The organism is Saprospira grandis DSM 2844 (assembly GCF_000275825.1).
Lineage (GTDB): Bacteria > Bacteroidota > Bacteroidia > Chitinophagales > Saprospiraceae > Saprospira > Saprospira grandis_A.
The window spans coordinates 59,021-75,061 of record NZ_JH719942.1 but is presented as its reverse complement, the minus strand read 5'-3'; the positions used below and the strand labels follow the sequence as shown (position 1 = coordinate 75,061).

General features: G+C 47.0%; 14 protein-coding genes. 7 read left to right on the top strand and 7 right to left on the bottom strand.

The window, feature by feature from the left end:
• Nucleotides 1–145: 145 nt before the first annotated feature.
• From SAPGRDRAFT_RS00560 to SAPGRDRAFT_RS00545, 4 genes are all read left to right on the top strand, one after another.
• A complete protein-coding gene (locus SAPGRDRAFT_RS00560) occupies nucleotides 146–964 on the top strand; it encodes a UbiA family prenyltransferase (protein ID WP_002656323.1) in 819 nt (272 codons plus the stop codon).
• Nucleotides 961–2,250 (top strand): anthranilate synthase component I family protein, encoded by a 1,290-nt coding sequence (locus SAPGRDRAFT_RS00555; protein ID WP_002656321.1) that lies wholly within the window; start codon nucleotides 961–963, stop codon nucleotides 2,248–2,250. The genes SAPGRDRAFT_RS00560 and SAPGRDRAFT_RS00555 overlap by 4 nt, the downstream gene beginning before the upstream one ends.
• 134 nt (nucleotides 2,251–2,384) lie before the next feature.
• Nucleotides 2,385–3,245: an STAS domain-containing protein gene (locus SAPGRDRAFT_RS00550; protein WP_002656319.1), complete on the top strand. Its 861-nt coding sequence runs from the start codon at nucleotides 2,385–2,387 to the stop codon at nucleotides 3,243–3,245.
• Nucleotides 3,246–3,325: 80 nt separating this feature from the next.
• Nucleotides 3,326–4,195: an STAS domain-containing protein gene (locus tag SAPGRDRAFT_RS00545; RefSeq protein ID WP_002656317.1), complete on the top strand. Its 870-nt coding sequence runs from the start codon at nucleotides 3,326–3,328 to the stop codon at nucleotides 4,193–4,195.
• A gap of 40 nt (nucleotides 4,196–4,235) precedes the next feature.
• Here SAPGRDRAFT_RS00545 and SAPGRDRAFT_RS00540 read toward each other — a convergent pair whose 3' ends face one another.
• From SAPGRDRAFT_RS00540 to SAPGRDRAFT_RS00505, 7 genes are all read right to left on the bottom strand, one after another.
• Complete coding sequence (locus SAPGRDRAFT_RS00540; protein ID WP_156001781.1) at nucleotides 4,236–4,820, bottom strand: nuclear transport factor 2 family protein; 585 nt, start codon at nucleotides 4,818–4,820, stop codon at nucleotides 4,236–4,238.
• A 176-nt stretch (nucleotides 4,821–4,996) separates the two neighbouring features.
• Entirely contained in the window at nucleotides 4,997–5,521 is a 525-nt protein-coding gene (gene purE / locus SAPGRDRAFT_RS00535; protein WP_002656314.1) for a 5-(carboxyamino)imidazole ribonucleotide mutase, read from the bottom strand.
• 12 nt (nucleotides 5,522–5,533) lie between these two features.
• A complete protein-coding gene (locus SAPGRDRAFT_RS00530; RefSeq protein ID WP_002656312.1) occupies nucleotides 5,534–6,670 on the bottom strand; it encodes a 5-(carboxyamino)imidazole ribonucleotide synthase in 1,137 nt (378 codons plus the stop codon).
• A 229-nt stretch (nucleotides 6,671–6,899) separates the two neighbouring features.
• Nucleotides 6,900–7,694, bottom strand: a complete 795-nt coding sequence (locus SAPGRDRAFT_RS00525; RefSeq protein ID WP_002656310.1) for a hypothetical protein — start codon at nucleotides 7,692–7,694, stop codon at nucleotides 6,900–6,902.
• Nucleotides 7,695–7,775: 81 nt separating this feature from the next.
• Nucleotides 7,776–8,993: a glycosyltransferase family 4 protein gene (locus SAPGRDRAFT_RS00520; protein WP_002656308.1), complete on the bottom strand. Its 1,218-nt coding sequence runs from the start codon at nucleotides 8,991–8,993 to the stop codon at nucleotides 7,776–7,778.
• Nucleotides 8,994–9,028: 35 nt separating this feature from the next.
• On the bottom strand, nucleotides 9,029–9,781 hold the full coding sequence (gene yaaA, locus SAPGRDRAFT_RS00515) for a peroxide stress protein YaaA (RefSeq protein WP_002656306.1): 753 nt from the start codon (nucleotides 9,779–9,781) through the stop codon (nucleotides 9,029–9,031).
• A gap of 231 nt (nucleotides 9,782–10,012) precedes the next feature.
• Nucleotides 10,013–10,999, bottom strand: a complete 987-nt coding sequence (locus tag SAPGRDRAFT_RS00505; protein WP_002656305.1) for a LemA family protein — start codon at nucleotides 10,997–10,999, stop codon at nucleotides 10,013–10,015.
• 343 nt (nucleotides 11,000–11,342) lie between these two features.
• Here SAPGRDRAFT_RS00505 and SAPGRDRAFT_RS00495 point away from each other — a divergent pair, with 343 nt between their 5' ends.
• From SAPGRDRAFT_RS00495 to SAPGRDRAFT_RS00485, 3 genes are all read left to right on the top strand, one after another.
• Nucleotides 11,343–12,161 carry a YARHG domain-containing protein gene (locus tag SAPGRDRAFT_RS00495; RefSeq protein WP_002656302.1) on the top strand — a complete coding sequence of 273 codons (819 nt, stop codon included), beginning with the start codon at nucleotides 11,343–11,345 and terminating at the stop codon, nucleotides 12,159–12,161.
• Nucleotides 12,162–12,180: 19 nt separating this feature from the next.
• Entirely contained in the window at nucleotides 12,181–13,005 is an 825-nt protein-coding gene (locus SAPGRDRAFT_RS00490) for a YARHG domain-containing protein (protein ID WP_002656301.1), read from the top strand.
• 100 nt (nucleotides 13,006–13,105) lie between these two features.
• Nucleotides 13,106–15,367 (top strand): patatin-like phospholipase family protein, encoded by a 2,262-nt coding sequence (locus tag SAPGRDRAFT_RS00485; protein ID WP_002656299.1) that lies wholly within the window; start codon nucleotides 13,106–13,108, stop codon nucleotides 15,365–15,367.
• The last annotated feature ends 674 nt before the right edge of the window (nucleotides 15,368–16,041 follow it).

Here is a 16,041-nt window from a genome sequence, read left to right as displayed (position 1 = left end):
CCTGCGAGCCCTGTAAGGGCCCGGCCGCCGCAGGCGGCAGGCCCCAAAAAAAGAAAAATAGAAGATTTTGAGAAGAGGAGATAAAAGGACCATAAACTCCCTGCAAAAATGATTATTTTAGGGCCTGATTTTCTAAATATTACCCATGCGCGGCCTGCTTTCTTTCTCTGTTTATACTCATCTGCATATTGCCTTGGGGGCAGCCCTGCTGACCGCCAGTAGTTTTTGGCAATGGGGGCGGCCAGTAGAGGGCTGGAGTTTGCCGCTGGCTTTTTTTGCCTGTTGGTGGATTTATGCCCTGCACCGAATTTACTCGAACCGCTCGGATAAGATGAAGGCCGAGCGGCAGGAGATTTTGCAAAAATACCGTGCTTGGAATTGGGGATTGCTGCTTTTGCTGCCTGGGGTCCTGCTGTATTTGGCGAGCCAACTGCCTTTTGCCCTACTCCAATGGTTGCCTTTACCGGCCCTACTTTCCTTGGCCTATGTGCTGCCGATTTATAAGGGCTGGCGACTGCGAGATATTCCCTGGCTGAAAATTTTTCTGATTGCTGGGGTTTGGTCTTTTGTGGCTACAGTGCTGCCCGCTTTAGAATTGGGGCGGCCCATTTCGCTATACTTATTTTTTGAGCGAGCCCTCTTTATTTTATTGATTACTTTGCCCTTTGATTTGCGAGATTTGGAACAAGAAGCCAAGGCTGGGGTGCCCACTCTGGTCTCTAGTTTGGGCGAAAAAAGAAGTCGATACCTCATTGCTGCCCTAGCCCTAATTTGGTGGGGAATGCAGGCCTATACGACCCCTTTTTTTATGCTATTGGCCAGTAGTATTTGTTTACTGCTTATCTTTGTCCTACTTTCTAGAACCCATGCTCAACAAAATGATTTTTTCTTTTCTTTTTATTGGGATGGGCTTTTAATTTTGTATCCTTTGCTCATCTTTTTGTTCAAAAATCTGCGCTCATGACTATCGCTCATTTTTCTTTGCCCCAGGGACTTTCTTTGGCTCAATTTAAGGCCCAGGCCCTAAGTGTTTTTCAAGATGATCATCCTTTATTGATCCTTGATAACAATGAATTTAAGGAGGATGCTTTTCATGAAGTGGAATGGCTGTTGGGCGCAGGTGCCCGTCATCGCCTTCGGGCCGATTGTTTTGCGCCCCTAGAGGCCGCCATGAAGGCCGAGCCCAAGGCTTGGTGGTTGGGCTATTTTTCCTATGAGCTCAAAAATGATTTGGAGGACTTGAGCTCGGAGAATCCGGATCCCTTGGGCTTTCCAAAATTGGCTTTTTTTCAGCCAGTAGTTCGGATTTTGATTCGCCCCAACCAAGAAATCGAAATAGAGTCGGCTGATCCTCAGGAGGTTTGGGGGGCTTGCTTGGCCGCCCCTGCTTTGGCCCCAGAAAAGCCCAAAGAGCTGCCTGAACTGCAAGCTCGAATTAGTAAGGCCGATTATCTAGCGACCATTGCGGCCCTTAAAGAACATATTCTAGCCGGAGACATTTATGAAGTCAATTTTTGCCAAGAGTTTTTTATGCAAGGGGCCAAAATTGCCCCATTACCGCTTTATCGACGGCTGATGGATCTCAGCCCTAGCCCTTTTTCGGCCTACTATCAATGGGAAAATGAACATTTAATTTCGGCTAGTCCAGAACGCTTTTTGGCCCAAAGAGGAAGCCGATTGATCGCCCAACCAATTAAAGGAACCATTGGCCGAGGAAAAAATGAAGCCGAAGACCAAGCACTGGCCAAACGCCTAAGACATAGCGAAAAAGATTTGGCCGAACATGTCATGATTGTAGACCTTCTGCGCAATGATTTGGCCCAATCGGCAGCGCCCGCTACTGTAGAAGTGAGCGAGCTGTTTGGCATTTACGCTTTTCCCCAATTGCAACAGATGATTTCTACCGTAGAAGCCGAACGACGAGCCGATTGTAGCCCCCTGCAGGCCCTCAAAAAGGCTTTCCCGATGGGCTCAATGACCGGGGCGCCTAAAATTATGAGCATGAAAATTATTGAGCACTACGAACAGCAACAAAGAGGGCTCTACTCTGGCGCAGTTGGCTACTTTTCGCCAGAGGGAAATTCCGATTTTAATGTGGTCATCAGAAGCTTAGTTTATCAAAGCCAAAAACAATATCTCTCTTTTCAGCTGGGTGGGGCCATTGTCTATGATTCAATCGCCGAAGCCGAATATGAAGAATGCCTGCTCAAGGCTAAAGGCCTGCTCTTGGCCCTAGGGAAAAAGCTGTAACTTTTTGGTTTAAAGAAAAAATTAACCAATTGTTTGGCCTTTTAGAGCTAAATATTTATAAGTTTAGTAACTTATAGGATGCTTATCTTGATAAGCTGGAGAGTCTATTAGCCTATATTTAAATATACCGAAATATGAGCCTTAAATACAAAGAACTTTATGAGCACTATAAAAGAACTTACTTCCTGACTGAAGAAGATCTTAAACTACTCAAAGAGGCTGGAAGTCAGTTTTCTGTAGCAGATAAAGAAGCTGTTTTTCAAGAAACTATAGACTGGATGAAAAAACGAGAGCTTTTTCCAGAAGCTGTTGTGGCTGCTTTATCAGGCCATAAGGATAATATTATAACGGATCTGGTGGAAGCTAGATTTTCTCCTGAATATATCGAACGCTATTCAGAGATTCGACGAAACTTTTTAGAAACAGGAGTTAGCCTAGATGTTTTTGTAGAGCTTTTAACCAGCTTTCATGAAGGCGTGCTAAATTTATTCATCAAATATAATCCTACCGCAGTTAATTTGATCTCAGCCTACAAGAAGTTTAATCAAATTGATTTAGATATTGTAGCCAAGGAATATCGACGAAAAATACAACAAGACCTTAAAGAACAAAACGAAGCCCTACGAGAACTCTCTACCCCAGTAGCCCAAATCTGGGAAAATATTCTGCTGCTTCCACTAGTCGGATTTATCGACTCTAAGCGCTCTAAGGATGTTATGGAGGCCATGCTAGACAATATTGCCGATAAACAAGCTAAGTTTTTTATCCTCGATATTTCTGGAGTGGCTATCGTCGATACCGCCGTGGCCAATCACCTCATCAAAATGACCAAAGCCGCCCGCCTCATGGGCGCCCAATGTATCATCTCGGGCATTTCGGGCAATATCGCCCAAACTATTGTCGAACTCGGCATCGCCATTGACGAAATCGAAACCACAGGCAGTATGAAGGATGCCCTCAAATGGGCCATCAAGGAAAGCGGAAACCAACTCTAAAAGGCCCAGCTATTTTTTAGTTAGTGGAACATTTAAATAAAATAGAACTACTGCTTACCTTAAGGCAAAACACAATGACTATGCAAACGAGTAGCTCTACTTACGAACAACAATATCATTATTATAAATCGGCTTACTTCCTGACGGAAGAAGAACTAGAATCATTGCAATTAGCTGCCAATAAAATTCCTTACACCGAAAAAGAAGCTGTTTTTCAAGATGTAATTGATTGGATGAGCGAATCTAACCTCTTTCCCGAAATTACAATTACGGCTTCCATTGTCCATAAAGAAGATATTTTGGCCGATTTGGTTGGCGCCCGCTTATCTGCCGATTATATTGAACGACATACTGAAATTAGACGCAATTTTCTAGCTGCTGCTGTGAGCCTAGAATCTTTTACCCAGCTTTTGGTCCGCTTCCATGAAGGCATTACTAAGCTTTTTATTAAGCATAATGAAAATGCCCTAAACCTAGTTTTGGCCTACAAAAAGTTTAATCAAATTGACCTCGATATCCTAGCCAAGGAGTACCGGGAGAAAATGACCAATGACCTCGAAAAACAAAACGAAGCCCTACGAGAACTCTCTACCCCAGTAGCCCAAATCTGGGAAAATATTCTGCTGCTTCCACTAGTCGGCTTTATCGACTCTAAGCGCTCTAAGGATATTATGGAGGCCATGCTAGACAATATTGCCGATAAACAAGCTAAGTTTTTTATCCTCGATATTTCTGGAGTGGCTATCGTCGATACCGCCGTGGCCAATCACCTCATCAAAATGACCAAAGCCGCCCGCCTCATGGGCGCCCAATGTATCATCTCGGGCATTTCGGGCAATATCGCCCAAACTATTGTCGAACTCGGCATCGCCATTGACGAAATCGAAACCACAGGCAGCATGAAGGATGCCCTCAAATGGGCCATCAAGGAAAGCGGAAACCAACTCTAAAACGTAAAAAGGCGACCGGAACCCTCCAATCGCCTTTGCTTTATTTTTCTTGCTTCGCCATATATTTATCCAACATTCCATTGGTGGTCTGCCGCATTTTCTTTCGGAAAAAACCCGACCAACCCAGCAAATGCCCCGTCGTCCCCAAGGCTTGCTTGCTCCAACGCCAAAGGTTAAATTGATCCCGATGCTCGATAATCAACCCATCCTTAAAGCGAAATTGAGCCCGAACAATGTTGTGAACAGGCCGCCTTTTGTCGCCATACTTATAATCAGCGACCCATTTGGCCTGCCCCTTTTCCGCATCAGCCGATAACTCGCTATGCCGAATCAAAATGCTGTCTTTGCTCTGCGTCAACAACATTTCCCACATTTTTTTGGCCCGCTCGCCTTGCAAACGACCAAAAGCAGGATCTTCAAAAACAACCTCAGGATGATAACAGCTCACCATCGTCTCATAATCAGCAGCCGCAAAGGCCATGTAAAATTTGTCAATTAAGGCTTTGTTTTCCATATTCTCTTCTTTTAAGGGTAAACTGACCTGCTTTGAAGAGCCACAACTCGACAATAAAAGAAGGCCAAACAAAACTACACAACTAACTAGTAGGGGGATTCTTCTGTTCATTCCGCAAGATATCATTTTTTTTTGTTTTGGGGCCTCCGCTGCGGCTTCGCCTTGCGGCGCTACGTTTCAGGGCTCGCAGGTCTGCTCGGCCCTGCGGCCTGACGGCCTTGGTCTGCGGCTTCGCCGCCCCCTTCCACATCGCTAGGCCAGCCCGCCCTTGGCTATTCGCCTAAACCCTAAGGACGAAGTTTTGGGGCCTCATGTCTGTCGGCCTGCTCTTCATCCAAACGCTGGACCTTGGCCATAACTTGCTCACTCATCTCCACCTTAAATGCATCTAGCTTTTGAGCAATTTTTGCATCATTAACGCTCAGGATTTGGGCGGCCAAAATACCAGCATTCTTGGCCCCGTTCAAGGCCACCGTGGCCACAGGTACCCCATTGGGCATTTGCAAAATAGACAAAACAGAATCCCAACCATCAATAGAATTACTAGACTTAATCGGTACGCCAATAACAGGCAAACTGCTCAAAGAGGCAAGCATCCCAGGCAAATGAGCCGCCCCACCAGCCCCCGCAATGATTACCCCATAACCCTTTTCCCTAGCCTCAGGGGCAAACTCAAATAAACGCTGGGGCGTACGATGCGCCGAAATAATACTAATTTCATAAGGCAAACCCAATTGGTCCAAAACATGGGCAGCGGCTTGCATAACAGGCAAATCAGAATCACTGCCCATCAAAATGGCTACTTTTTTCATTCTTATCTAGCTTTAGATGCGGTGTAATCCGCGGATTTTTAATGTGTTTTTTACAAAACGCGCCTTCTCCATTAAGCGCTCCAAATTTTGATCGGTTACCGTAATATGACCCATCTTCCGAAAAGGCTTGCAGTCTTCTTTTCCATACAAATGCAAATGTACCCCCGAAAGGGCCAATACCTCTTTTAATCCCTCTAGTTTGGCCGGACCATAAAAGCCCGCTTCCCCCAATAAGTTGAGTAGGATAGAAGGGGTCTGTATTTGACTATCGCCCAAGGGCCAATCATAAATAGCCCGCAAATGCTGCTCAAACTGAGAACAGATATTTCCCTCTATGCTTTGGTGCCCACTATTATGCGGACGAGGAGCTACCTCATTGACCAATAAATTCCCCGATCGGTCAATGAAAAATTCTACAGCCAACAACCCCACCATACCCAGCTTTTCGATTAAATCTCTAGCCATCTGATCAGCTTTTTGGGCCATCTCTTCCTCAATCCTGGCCGGACTAAATAGATATTCTACCAAATTGGCCTGAGGATGAAAAATCATCTCTACCGCAGGATAAGTCCGGATCTCTCCAGAAGGAGAACGGGCCACAATAACCGCAATCTCTTGCTGAATATCTACCAGTTTTTCTAGGACCGAAGGGGCCTCAAAGGCCTTTCCCAAATCACTAGTTTTTTGCAAAACTTGTACGCCCTTGCCATCATAGCCATCTCTGCGGAGCTTTTGGACCGCAGGCAAAAAGTCTGTTTGCGCCAAAAGCTCTTCCTTATTGGCTAGCAATAAAAAATCGGCCGTAGGAAAGCCCTGCGCCCGATAGAATTCTTTTTGTTTGCCTTTGTCCTGAATCAGCTCAATAATAGCCGCCTGCGGATAAACTTCCTTGCCCTCGGCCTCCAATCGCTTGAGGGCCGCTGTATTGACTTTCTCGATTTCTATAGAAATTAAGTCGTAATCTTGCCCAAAAGCATATACCGTTTCTTCATCCAATAAATCGCCTTGGACAAAATGCTTGGCCAAAGAAGAAGCTGGCGCCTCAAGCTGACTATCCAAAATACCCATCTGAATATTAAAGTCTGTGGCAGACTGAATGAGCATGCGCCCCAATTGTCCGCCCCCTAAAATGCCTAATTTTTTTTGCATGGCCTTTTCTTTTTTTACAAAGGTAAAGGGCCAATAAAGAAGTTGCTATTTGAGGCTGTAAAATTACTATTAAGAAAAAAAACAGCAGTGGAGCGGCCTAGTGATGCGGCGGGGGGGCCGCAGGCCAGACCGAGTTTTTTGAGCGTAGCGAAAAAACGAAGGGCCGAGCAGACCTGCGAGCCCCAAAGCGTAACGCCGACGAGCGTAGCGAGGCGGAGGCCCCAAATTATTAGCCCACTAAAAACCACCAAAGACCCAAAAAACAAATAACATCTAGGGCCAAAAAGACAAACATCAGAATGCGTAAAGGCATGAGCGTAACCCAGGCGGCAGCAGTATATACTTTCTCCGATTTACTTTTGAATAGCTGAATGCGGCCCTTCATTTTATCGCAGTAAATATCGAGGCGGTCGGGCGTATAATCGGGGCTATCACGGACCTCTGGCGGCATAGCCGACAAGCTGCGGTTGGTACTGCCACCCAAAACCTTAACGGCCAAATTGCCTATCCAGTCGCCAATGGGCCAGCCCAATTTGGCCCGAATCACCTCTCGGATCGTGGGGACAAAGAGCCCCAGCCGAACCACCTGCACCCATTCTTTAAAGCTAGGGTAGTGCCGTTGGTGGGGAGGCAACTGCACTTGCCGATCGCGCATGTCATCAATAATAACCTCTAGGGTGTCGGCGGTGGCTTCATAGAGGTTTTTAGTATGGTCCATCAGGTTCCAAGCGACAAAAAAAGCGGCGGTAATCAGGCTACTGACTCCCCCCAGCAAAATGGCCAAGAGCAGCCAAACAATACCCAAAATATAGCTGATTGGCCAAACGTAGGCAATGCCCAAATAGCCCAAAATACCAATGGTCAGAATGGGCCAAAGGATAAGATGCACCATAATCGTGAAAGGGGCATCGATGTAGCCAATCACGCTATCGGCAATGACATCGGTGCGGTAGCGCTCTAAATCAATATGATAGCGCTCTTTGAGGGAGTTCTTAATCAGTTTGTGTTGGGGAGGGACCGCCATATGCTATTTTTTGTTGAGCAATGAAGATATGAAAAAAGCCAAGCTTTTTTAGCTTGGCTTTTTGAAAATAAACAGTTCTTTTTAGTCGACCGGCTGCGGTTGTAGTTGGGCATAGGCCTCGAGAACGCTTTGGGCGATCCGCAATTTATCATAATTTTGATGAATAAACTGCCGGCCATTGGCGGCCAATTCCGATAACTTATAGGGCTGCTGATAAATGGCCTTCATTTGCTGCAAAAAGGCCGTAGCATCATTGGCAATGAGGACCTCTTGACCATCTTGGGCATGAATGCCCTCTAGGCCAATGCTAGTGCTGAGGACCAGGCGGCCCATGCCCATAGCTTCCAGAATTTTGACCCGCATTCCGCTGCCCGATTTGAGGGGCACCAGCATAATTTCATATTCTTGGATAAAGGCCTGTGCCGAAGGGACTTCCCCATGCACTTTTAGGCCTTTTAGGCGTAACTTATTTAGCCAATCGGGGCTGTTTCGGCCCGCAACATGAAATTCGGCCTCGGGATGTTGGGCCACAAACTGCGGCCAGACCTCATCGAGCAGCCAGCGAAGACCTTCTATATTTGGCATCCAATCTAGAGAGCCAATAAAGCTAAACCGAATTTTTTTGGGCGCAGCAGGCAGGGGGCGCTCAGGGTATTTACTAAGGTCCAAACCAATAGGCACCACCTGAGCAGCTGTTTTTAGGCCCAAATCCTCAAAGCGCTGCAGGTCTCTGGCCGTAATGGCCAAAAAGAGATCGTAATTATTGAGTTGCTTGAGCTCATAGTCCGCTAGGCGCTTGCTCAGCAGCTGCAAATACCATTTTTTGAGCCCAAAAGGGCAGTTGTCTCGAATCCGCTCCCAGATTTCATGCTCTACATTATGCGAGCGCATAACCACTTTGGCCTTAGAATACTGCCGAATTACGGGAATATAAGGGGCCAAATAGAGGGTTTCTAATTGTACCACATCATAGTCTTTGGCCTGCAAAAGCGCTTTTAGGGCCGCCGCATAATGAGCCGACTCAAAGCGCTCTATATGGTAAGACTTATTGGAAAAAAGGTTGAGCAAAGCCGCCTTAGGATGCAAACGGTTATCAATATCCACCAGCTTCATTTTGCCATAATGCCTAAAGTTATCGGGCAGTTCTTTGATATCAAAATAGTGCTTGCTCGTGTTCATACTCAACAAATCTACCTCTGCCCCCAACTCATGAAGCGCCTGGGCCATATAGGTGATGGCCAAAGATTCGCCATCTTTTAGCGGATAAGGAAACTTTTTGCTGAGCTGTAAAATCTTCATAGATAATGCTTTTTGATAGGGAGGTAGGGGCAGTGTTAACGACTAAAGACCCAATGGAAATCGCTAGAGCGCTCTTCATCAAAGGCGTAATTTTCTTTGGCAAAACCCTTGAGGTCTTCTATTTTTTCTAATTGCTCTTGAATAATATAACGGGCCATCAGCCCTCTCGCTTTTTTGGCATGCACGGCAATAATTCGGGCTTTACCCTCTGCATTAACCTCCTTAAAATCAATTTGATAAAGGGGCTGTTCTAGGGCCTTGGGCTGTAGGGCCGAAAAATATTCTTTAGAGGCCAGATTGACAATAGGGCCCTGAGCCCGCTCATTAACGGCCTTGCTCAGTTGCTCGCCCCAAAAAGCATAAAGGTTTTTTCCTTCTGGGTTGGGCAATTTGGTCTTCATCTCTAAGCGATAAGGCAAAATGAGGTCTAAGGGACGCAGCAAGCCATAGAGGCCCGACAAAATACCCAAATGCTTCTGAGCAAAAGCCAATTCTTCTGGCCCAAAATCATCGGCCTGCAAGCCTTTGTATACATCGCCCCGAAAGGCCAAAAGGGCCTGTTTGCCAGGGTTTAGCTGCTTGGGCAGCTGCCAATCGGCAAAGCGCTGATGATTGAGCTCGGCCAGTTTATCGCTAATTTTCATCAAATGAGCAATATCTTCTGGCCCATAATCAGCCAAAATGTCAATCAGTTTGGCCGATTGGGTTAAAAAATCGGCTTCCGTAAAATTACTAATGTTGCTAGGCGAAAAGTTCAGCGTTTTGGCTGGAGAAAGCAAGATGTACATGCTGTGCTATTGTTTTTTATTCTGACGATATGAATTTTCTGAAGGTTGGAAGGGGATGTTTTTGGGGCTGCCCCTTCGCCTTTGGCTCGGGTCGGGCTATGTCGCAGCTCGCAGGTCTGCTCGGCCCTGCGTTTTTTTTCGCTACGCTCAAAAAAACTGGGTCTGGCCTTCGGCCACTGCTTTCTATCCCTCAGCCTGCGGGCGCTTTGCGCCCTGTCTGCCGCAGTTTGTTTAGTGAATGAGCTGGGCATCTTTGCCCGCCGCTGAAGTTTGGTAGTAGGCTTTGGGGGGATAGCCCATGAGGTTGTAGGGAAACTGAATAACAAACTGATTGTATTGGCCGACCTTTTCGTTGTACTTTCGTTTTTCTACGGCAATGCGATTTTCGGCCCCTTCAATTTGGATTTGGATATCTCGGTAGAGCTGGCTTTTTTGGTCTAGGCCTTGGAGCAGCGCATTAATTTTTTGGCTCAGCTCGGCTTGTTGCTGGGCATATTGGGCCAAATCACTTTGGTTGAGCTGGCTTTCTAGGGCTTGGATTTCGGCCAATTTGGCTTGGCTTGTATTTTCTTCTCTAGACAAAAGCTGTCCTAATTTAGGGACCAAATCTAGCCGCCGCTGATAGACATTTTCTACCTGGGCCCATTGTTTTTGTACTTCTTGTTCTTCTTGCAAAACAGCCTGTCGGCTACTAAAATAATAGAAGTTGAGGCCTAGGCCCAAAAGCAGAAAAATGCCCGCAAAAAGGCCCAAGCGCAGCCATTTTCCTCTTTTTTGCTTTTGCTCACTATCCTTAATCGTTTTCATCAGCTCAATGCTAGCGCTATCGAGTTGGGGATCATTATTGAGCAGTACCCTTTGGGCGTATTCTTGGGCGGCCAAGAGGTTTTCTTTTTTGCCTGTTTGGGCAAACTGCAGCTGATGAGCTTGGGCCAAATAAAAAAGGGCCTGTTCGGCTAGGGGGTTAATATTGACGGCTAGTTGTAGGGCCTGAATGGCCGCAGGGAAATTGGCCACCGCAATATGTTGCTGCCCAACTTTGGTTTGTTGGCGCACCGTATTTTGGGCCTCCTGCCAGTCTGATTCAGAAAGGCCGATGCTCTCGGCAATTTCCTTGAGCTCGGCAAGATTGAGGGGCGCTTCTTGTTTTTTGGCTTGCAGGGCAAGCAGTTGCTCTACGTATTTTTCGAGTAGAACAGATTGTTGTTCCTTGGCCATAGCGTGATTGTTTTTTGCAAGATATGGATTTTTTAGCTTTTCAAGGGGAGCCCTAGGCCCAAAAAGGACCAAAGGCGGGCAAGGCCCGCCTAGGCGCGCAGCGCCCGGCTGAGGGATGGGCAGCAGGGCCGCGAAGCGGCAGACCCAGCCGCCAAAGGCGGCGCAGGGCCGAGCAGACCTGCGAGCTGCGACAACCAGCCCCTATAGGGGCGCCAGTTCGATGACCAACGGGAATAAACAGCCCGACCCGCCTTTAGGCGGGGCAGCCCCAAAAAATCAAAAAGCTTTGCAATATTAAGATTTTTATAATAACTTTAGGTAGTTAACTAAAACCAATGTTCCCATGTACAAAAAGATGATCCCCCTGGCCTTTTTGGGCCTATTTTTGGCCGCCTGTGCTGGCGAGGCTGAAACAGCAGCGACAATTAGTGAAAGTTCGATGAAAACAGAGGAGGCCGCTGATCCTTATGCGAATTTGGAGGCGCCAGAAATTCCCAAAACAGAGCCAAGACCCAAGCTGCAACATAAGGCGGTGGGCCAGCATTATTCGGTGGCCTATGCTTCTACCGAAGACAATTACTACTTTTTTGATGATGGCCGCTTTGTTTATGCGAGCAGTTCGGAGTATAGCCCCTCTATACTCACTGGTGATTGGACCGCCGAAGGGCCAAAAATTAGCTTTAAGAATGTGGTCCATTATTATGGCAAACCGACCGGAAACATGATTCCGCCCTGTGGCTCTGTTTGCACCTATGATGATTATGGCATGCGAGTAGAAAAATACAGCCAAGGCGTAGACCCTATAGACATTGATATGGGCCTAGGCGATGAATTTCCCTTTGAGGTTTCTCCACATGAGCGAAAAAGCTCTGATATTCACGCTTTTTTGCGAGCCGCAGATAGCAAGCGAACATACCTAGAGGTTTCTGAGCGGCCCTTGCAACCCTCCGAATTGAAGGATAAAACAGCGGAAGAGCTGCGTTTGATGCGCAATGAGGTCTTTGCGGCCTATGGCTATAAGTTTAAGGATGAGGCCCTAAAAAAACATTTTCGCAACCAAGGGTTTTATAGCCACTCTTCTGATGTAAATGCCTTTTTGAGTCCTTTGGAGAAGGATAATATTGCCTTGATTAAGAAGGTGGAAGCCATTAAGAAGAAATAAGTTAAAATCTAGATAAAAGATGCACAAAAAGATGATCCCCCTGGCCTTTTTAGGCCTATTTTTGGCCGCCTGTGCTGGCGAGGCCGAAACAACAACGACAACAACAAGCAGCGAAAGCCTTGTACAAACAGAGACAGCCGCCGATCCTTATGCCCATTTGAAGGCGCCCGAACTGCCCAAAAAAGAACAAGGGCCAAAGGTAGCGCATGAGGTGGTGGGCAAACATTATGCAATGGCCTATGCCTCTACCTTTGAGAGTTACTACTTTTTTGATGATGGCCGTTTTATCTATACCGTAAATTCGGATTATATTCCTTCTGTCAAGACTGGTAACTGGACGGCCCGGGGCAATAAAATTAGCTTTAAGCCAGATGCTCATTATTATGGTAAGCCAAATGGACCAATAATTCCGCCCTGCGGCTCCATCTGTACCTATGCGGATTACATTATGGAAATGAAGAGCTCCAGCAGCGCTATAGACCCTATAGATATTAAAGAGGGACAGGGCGAGGAACTGCCCTTTGAGGTCTATGAGCATGAGCTGAAAAGTTCTGATATTCATGCTTTTTTGCGTGCAAAGGATAGCAAGCGAACATACCTAGAGGTCTCTAATAGGCCCTTGCAGCCCTCGGAGCTTAAGAACAAAAGCTTGGAAGAACTGCGTTTGATGCGCAATGAGGTCTTTGCAGCCTATGGCTATAAGTTTAAGGATGAGGTCCTAGGCGCGCATTTTAAAGCGCAGGGATTTGAAAGTCACTCTTCTGATGTAACCGCTTTTTTGAGTCCCTTAGAAAAGGATAACATTGCTTTGATTAAAAAAGTGGAAGCGATTAAGGCAAAATAAACGCTTATTTCAGAGATATGCTTATTTTTGGGCTGGTCTGCTTCTTGCGGGCCAGCCTTTTCTTTATTGATCCCAGTAGATTCAAATTCGCCTACTCCTAATGCCGAAGATGCAAGCCTTTTTTCGCAAGTACCTCAGCCTCTTGATGTACAGCTTTCCTGTTCAGCTCCTGCTCCTGCACTTTAAAAGCCAACTGCTCTTTTTGCTCCTTTGGCTCTTTTTGTTTGGGGTATTGGCGGGGCAATTGGGGAGCAGTATGGGCTTTCGGTACTTTATGCTAGACCCAGAATATATGGGGCGGGTGAGTTTTTGGAGCTTTTTTATTATTGGCCTAACCCTGGGTATGTTTTATATGGCCTGGAACAGCACGACTTATATATTATATAGCCCTAAGTTTCCCTTTTTGGCCTCTTTGTCGCGCCCCTTTGCCAAGTTTAGCCTCAATAATTTTGCTTTGCCAGGCCTGTTTATCCTTTATTATTTGGGGAGCCTGATTCATTTTCAGTGGTACAATGAGTTTGCCGATGAGTACAGCCTGATTTACTATTGCTTGGGCCTTATTTTGGGCTTTTCGAGCCTTATTTTTCTTAGTCTTTTATACTTTCGCTGGACCAATAGCGAGCTGTATTTTTTGCAGCAAAAACAACAGTTAAAGCTTTCGGCTCCGCTCAAAGCACTCATTTTGCGCAAAAATGAGCGCATGCTGGCCGAGGCCAAGGCCAATCCTTACGTCAATGCCTTGCGAACCGATTATTATTTGACGGAGCGCCTGCGTTTTCGCCCCACCCGCTCGGTAAAACACTATGATTTTAAGCTACTGGAGCAAATCTTTAAGCAAAATCACGCCAATGCCCTGCTTATTCAAAGCCTAAGCATTACAGCTCTTATTCTCATGAGCGCCTTTGTGGATGTTCCTCATTTTCGGATTCCCACGGCAGCTAGTGTGCTCATTTTGCTTTCGGTGCTCACTACCTTTTTAGGGGCGCTCAGCTACTGGCTAAATGCTTGGCGCAGCCCGGTGTTGGTCATTTTGCTCTTGCTAACCAATTCTTTGCTCAAAGATGGTTGGCTGAGCTATGAAAATGCCGCCTATGGTATGGACTACAGCAAAAAGGCCCGCTACAATTATGCGGTTTTAGATAGCCTTGCCCGGCCCGAGCAAATGATTGCGGACAAAAAACATCAGTTGCAGATTTTAGAAAATTGGCGCAAGCAGTTTCCTAAGGGCCGCTTTTTGCGCAAGCCCAAACTCATCTGTGTAGCCGTGAGCGGAGGCGGACAACGGGCGGCAGTCTGGAGTATGCATGTGCTCCAAGAAATTGAAAAGCGCCTAGAGGGCAAGCTTATGCCGCATACGGTCCTGATGACGGGCGCTTCTGGAGGCATGTGGGGCTCGGCCTATTTCCGAGAGCTCTATTACCAAAAACAATTGGGCCGAGAGGTTAACCCACTCGATAGCAATTACTTGCTCAATGTAGGCAAAGACCTTTCTAATGCGCCCATGTTTACCTTTTTGGTCAATGATGCCTTTGTGCCTTGGGTCAAACGAAAGGTAAACGGCTATACCTACAAACAAGACCGAGGCTATAGCTGGGAGCAACAGTTTATAGAAAATACAGAGGGCCTAATGAACCGCAATTTAGGGGATTATATGGAGCCCGAGTTTAATGGCCAAATTCCCATGATGATTATTAGCCCCATTATTATCAATGATGGCCGCTACCTCTATATCTCGCCCCAACCCCTGAGCTACATGATGCGGCCCGCCTTTGTCAAAGACTATGCAGAGGTGGATGCCGTAGATTTTGGGGCCCTTTTTCAAGAACAAAATCCATATAATCTGCGCTTTTGCTCGGCCCTGCGAATGAGCTCGACCTTTCCCGTGATTTTCCCAAATGTTCAACTGCCCTCTACCCCCGTCTTAGAGGCCATGGATGCCGGCTTTAGAGATAATTATGGGGTAGAAACAGCCCTGCGCTTTTCGGCCAATTTTAAAGAATGGATCAAGAAGAATACCTCTGGGGTGCTCGTTATCTCAATCCGAGGAAACGAAAAGGTGGAGCCCATTGAGCAGGCCGAGCGCCCCGGCCTAGGTAGCACCATTTTTAGCCCGCTTTCTGCCGTCTTCGATGTGGGCAACCTCCAAGATTATCAGCAAGATGCTATGCTGGGCCAATTGCAGGCCCAAATGGGAGAGGAGCAACTCGATATCGTCCGCTTTGTGTATCGCCCCACCACCCTAGAACAAAAGGCTTCCTTGAGCTTGCACCTAACGGCCAGAGAAAAACTAGATATCCTCTCGGCAATCCTCCTGCCCGCCAATCAAGCCGCCCTCGACCGCCTAGATGAAATGGTCAAATAGCTAGGCCCTTAGGTAAATAACCCATTTTTAGGCATTAGGTAATCTAAAGAGAAAATAACTGTATGCCCGCCCTATCTTTGTCCCAGACAAGATAGAAATAACTTGTCTTCCAATTAAGTTTGGGGTAAATCATGGGGATTAAACATTAGAACTCACTAGAGTTCTGTAGCAAGTAGCTTGGGGAAGCTGCTTGCTTTTTTTTTGGGGCTGCCCCGCCCGCCGGGCGGGTCGGGCTGTGCCGTGGCTCGCAGGTCTGCTCGGCCCTGCGCGGGCTGCGCCCGCTGGGTCTGCGGCTGCGCCGCACCACTTTCCATCCCTCAGCCGCGGGCCTTCGGCCCTGTAAAACCGCAAAATTATGCACCCTGAAGGGATTTGAAACTTTCAGATTGCTCCTTTCCCGCCGCAGGGGAGCAGTTTTTTATTGCGAATCCGCTTTTGCAGGCTACAACAGCCACTCTTTTTCTGCAAATAGGTTCTTGTTAGTTGCAGGGACCGCTTTTTTATTGCGGACAGGCTCTTGTCAGTTGCAATACCCACTTTTTCAGTAAGAACAGGCTCTTGTCGCCCAAAGCGAAGGGTTCCTATTCGGCCTAGCGATGTGTAGCAGTGCGGCGCAGCCGCAGACCCAGGCCGTCAGGCCGCAGGGCCGAGCGAACAGCGAGCTGCGCAACGTA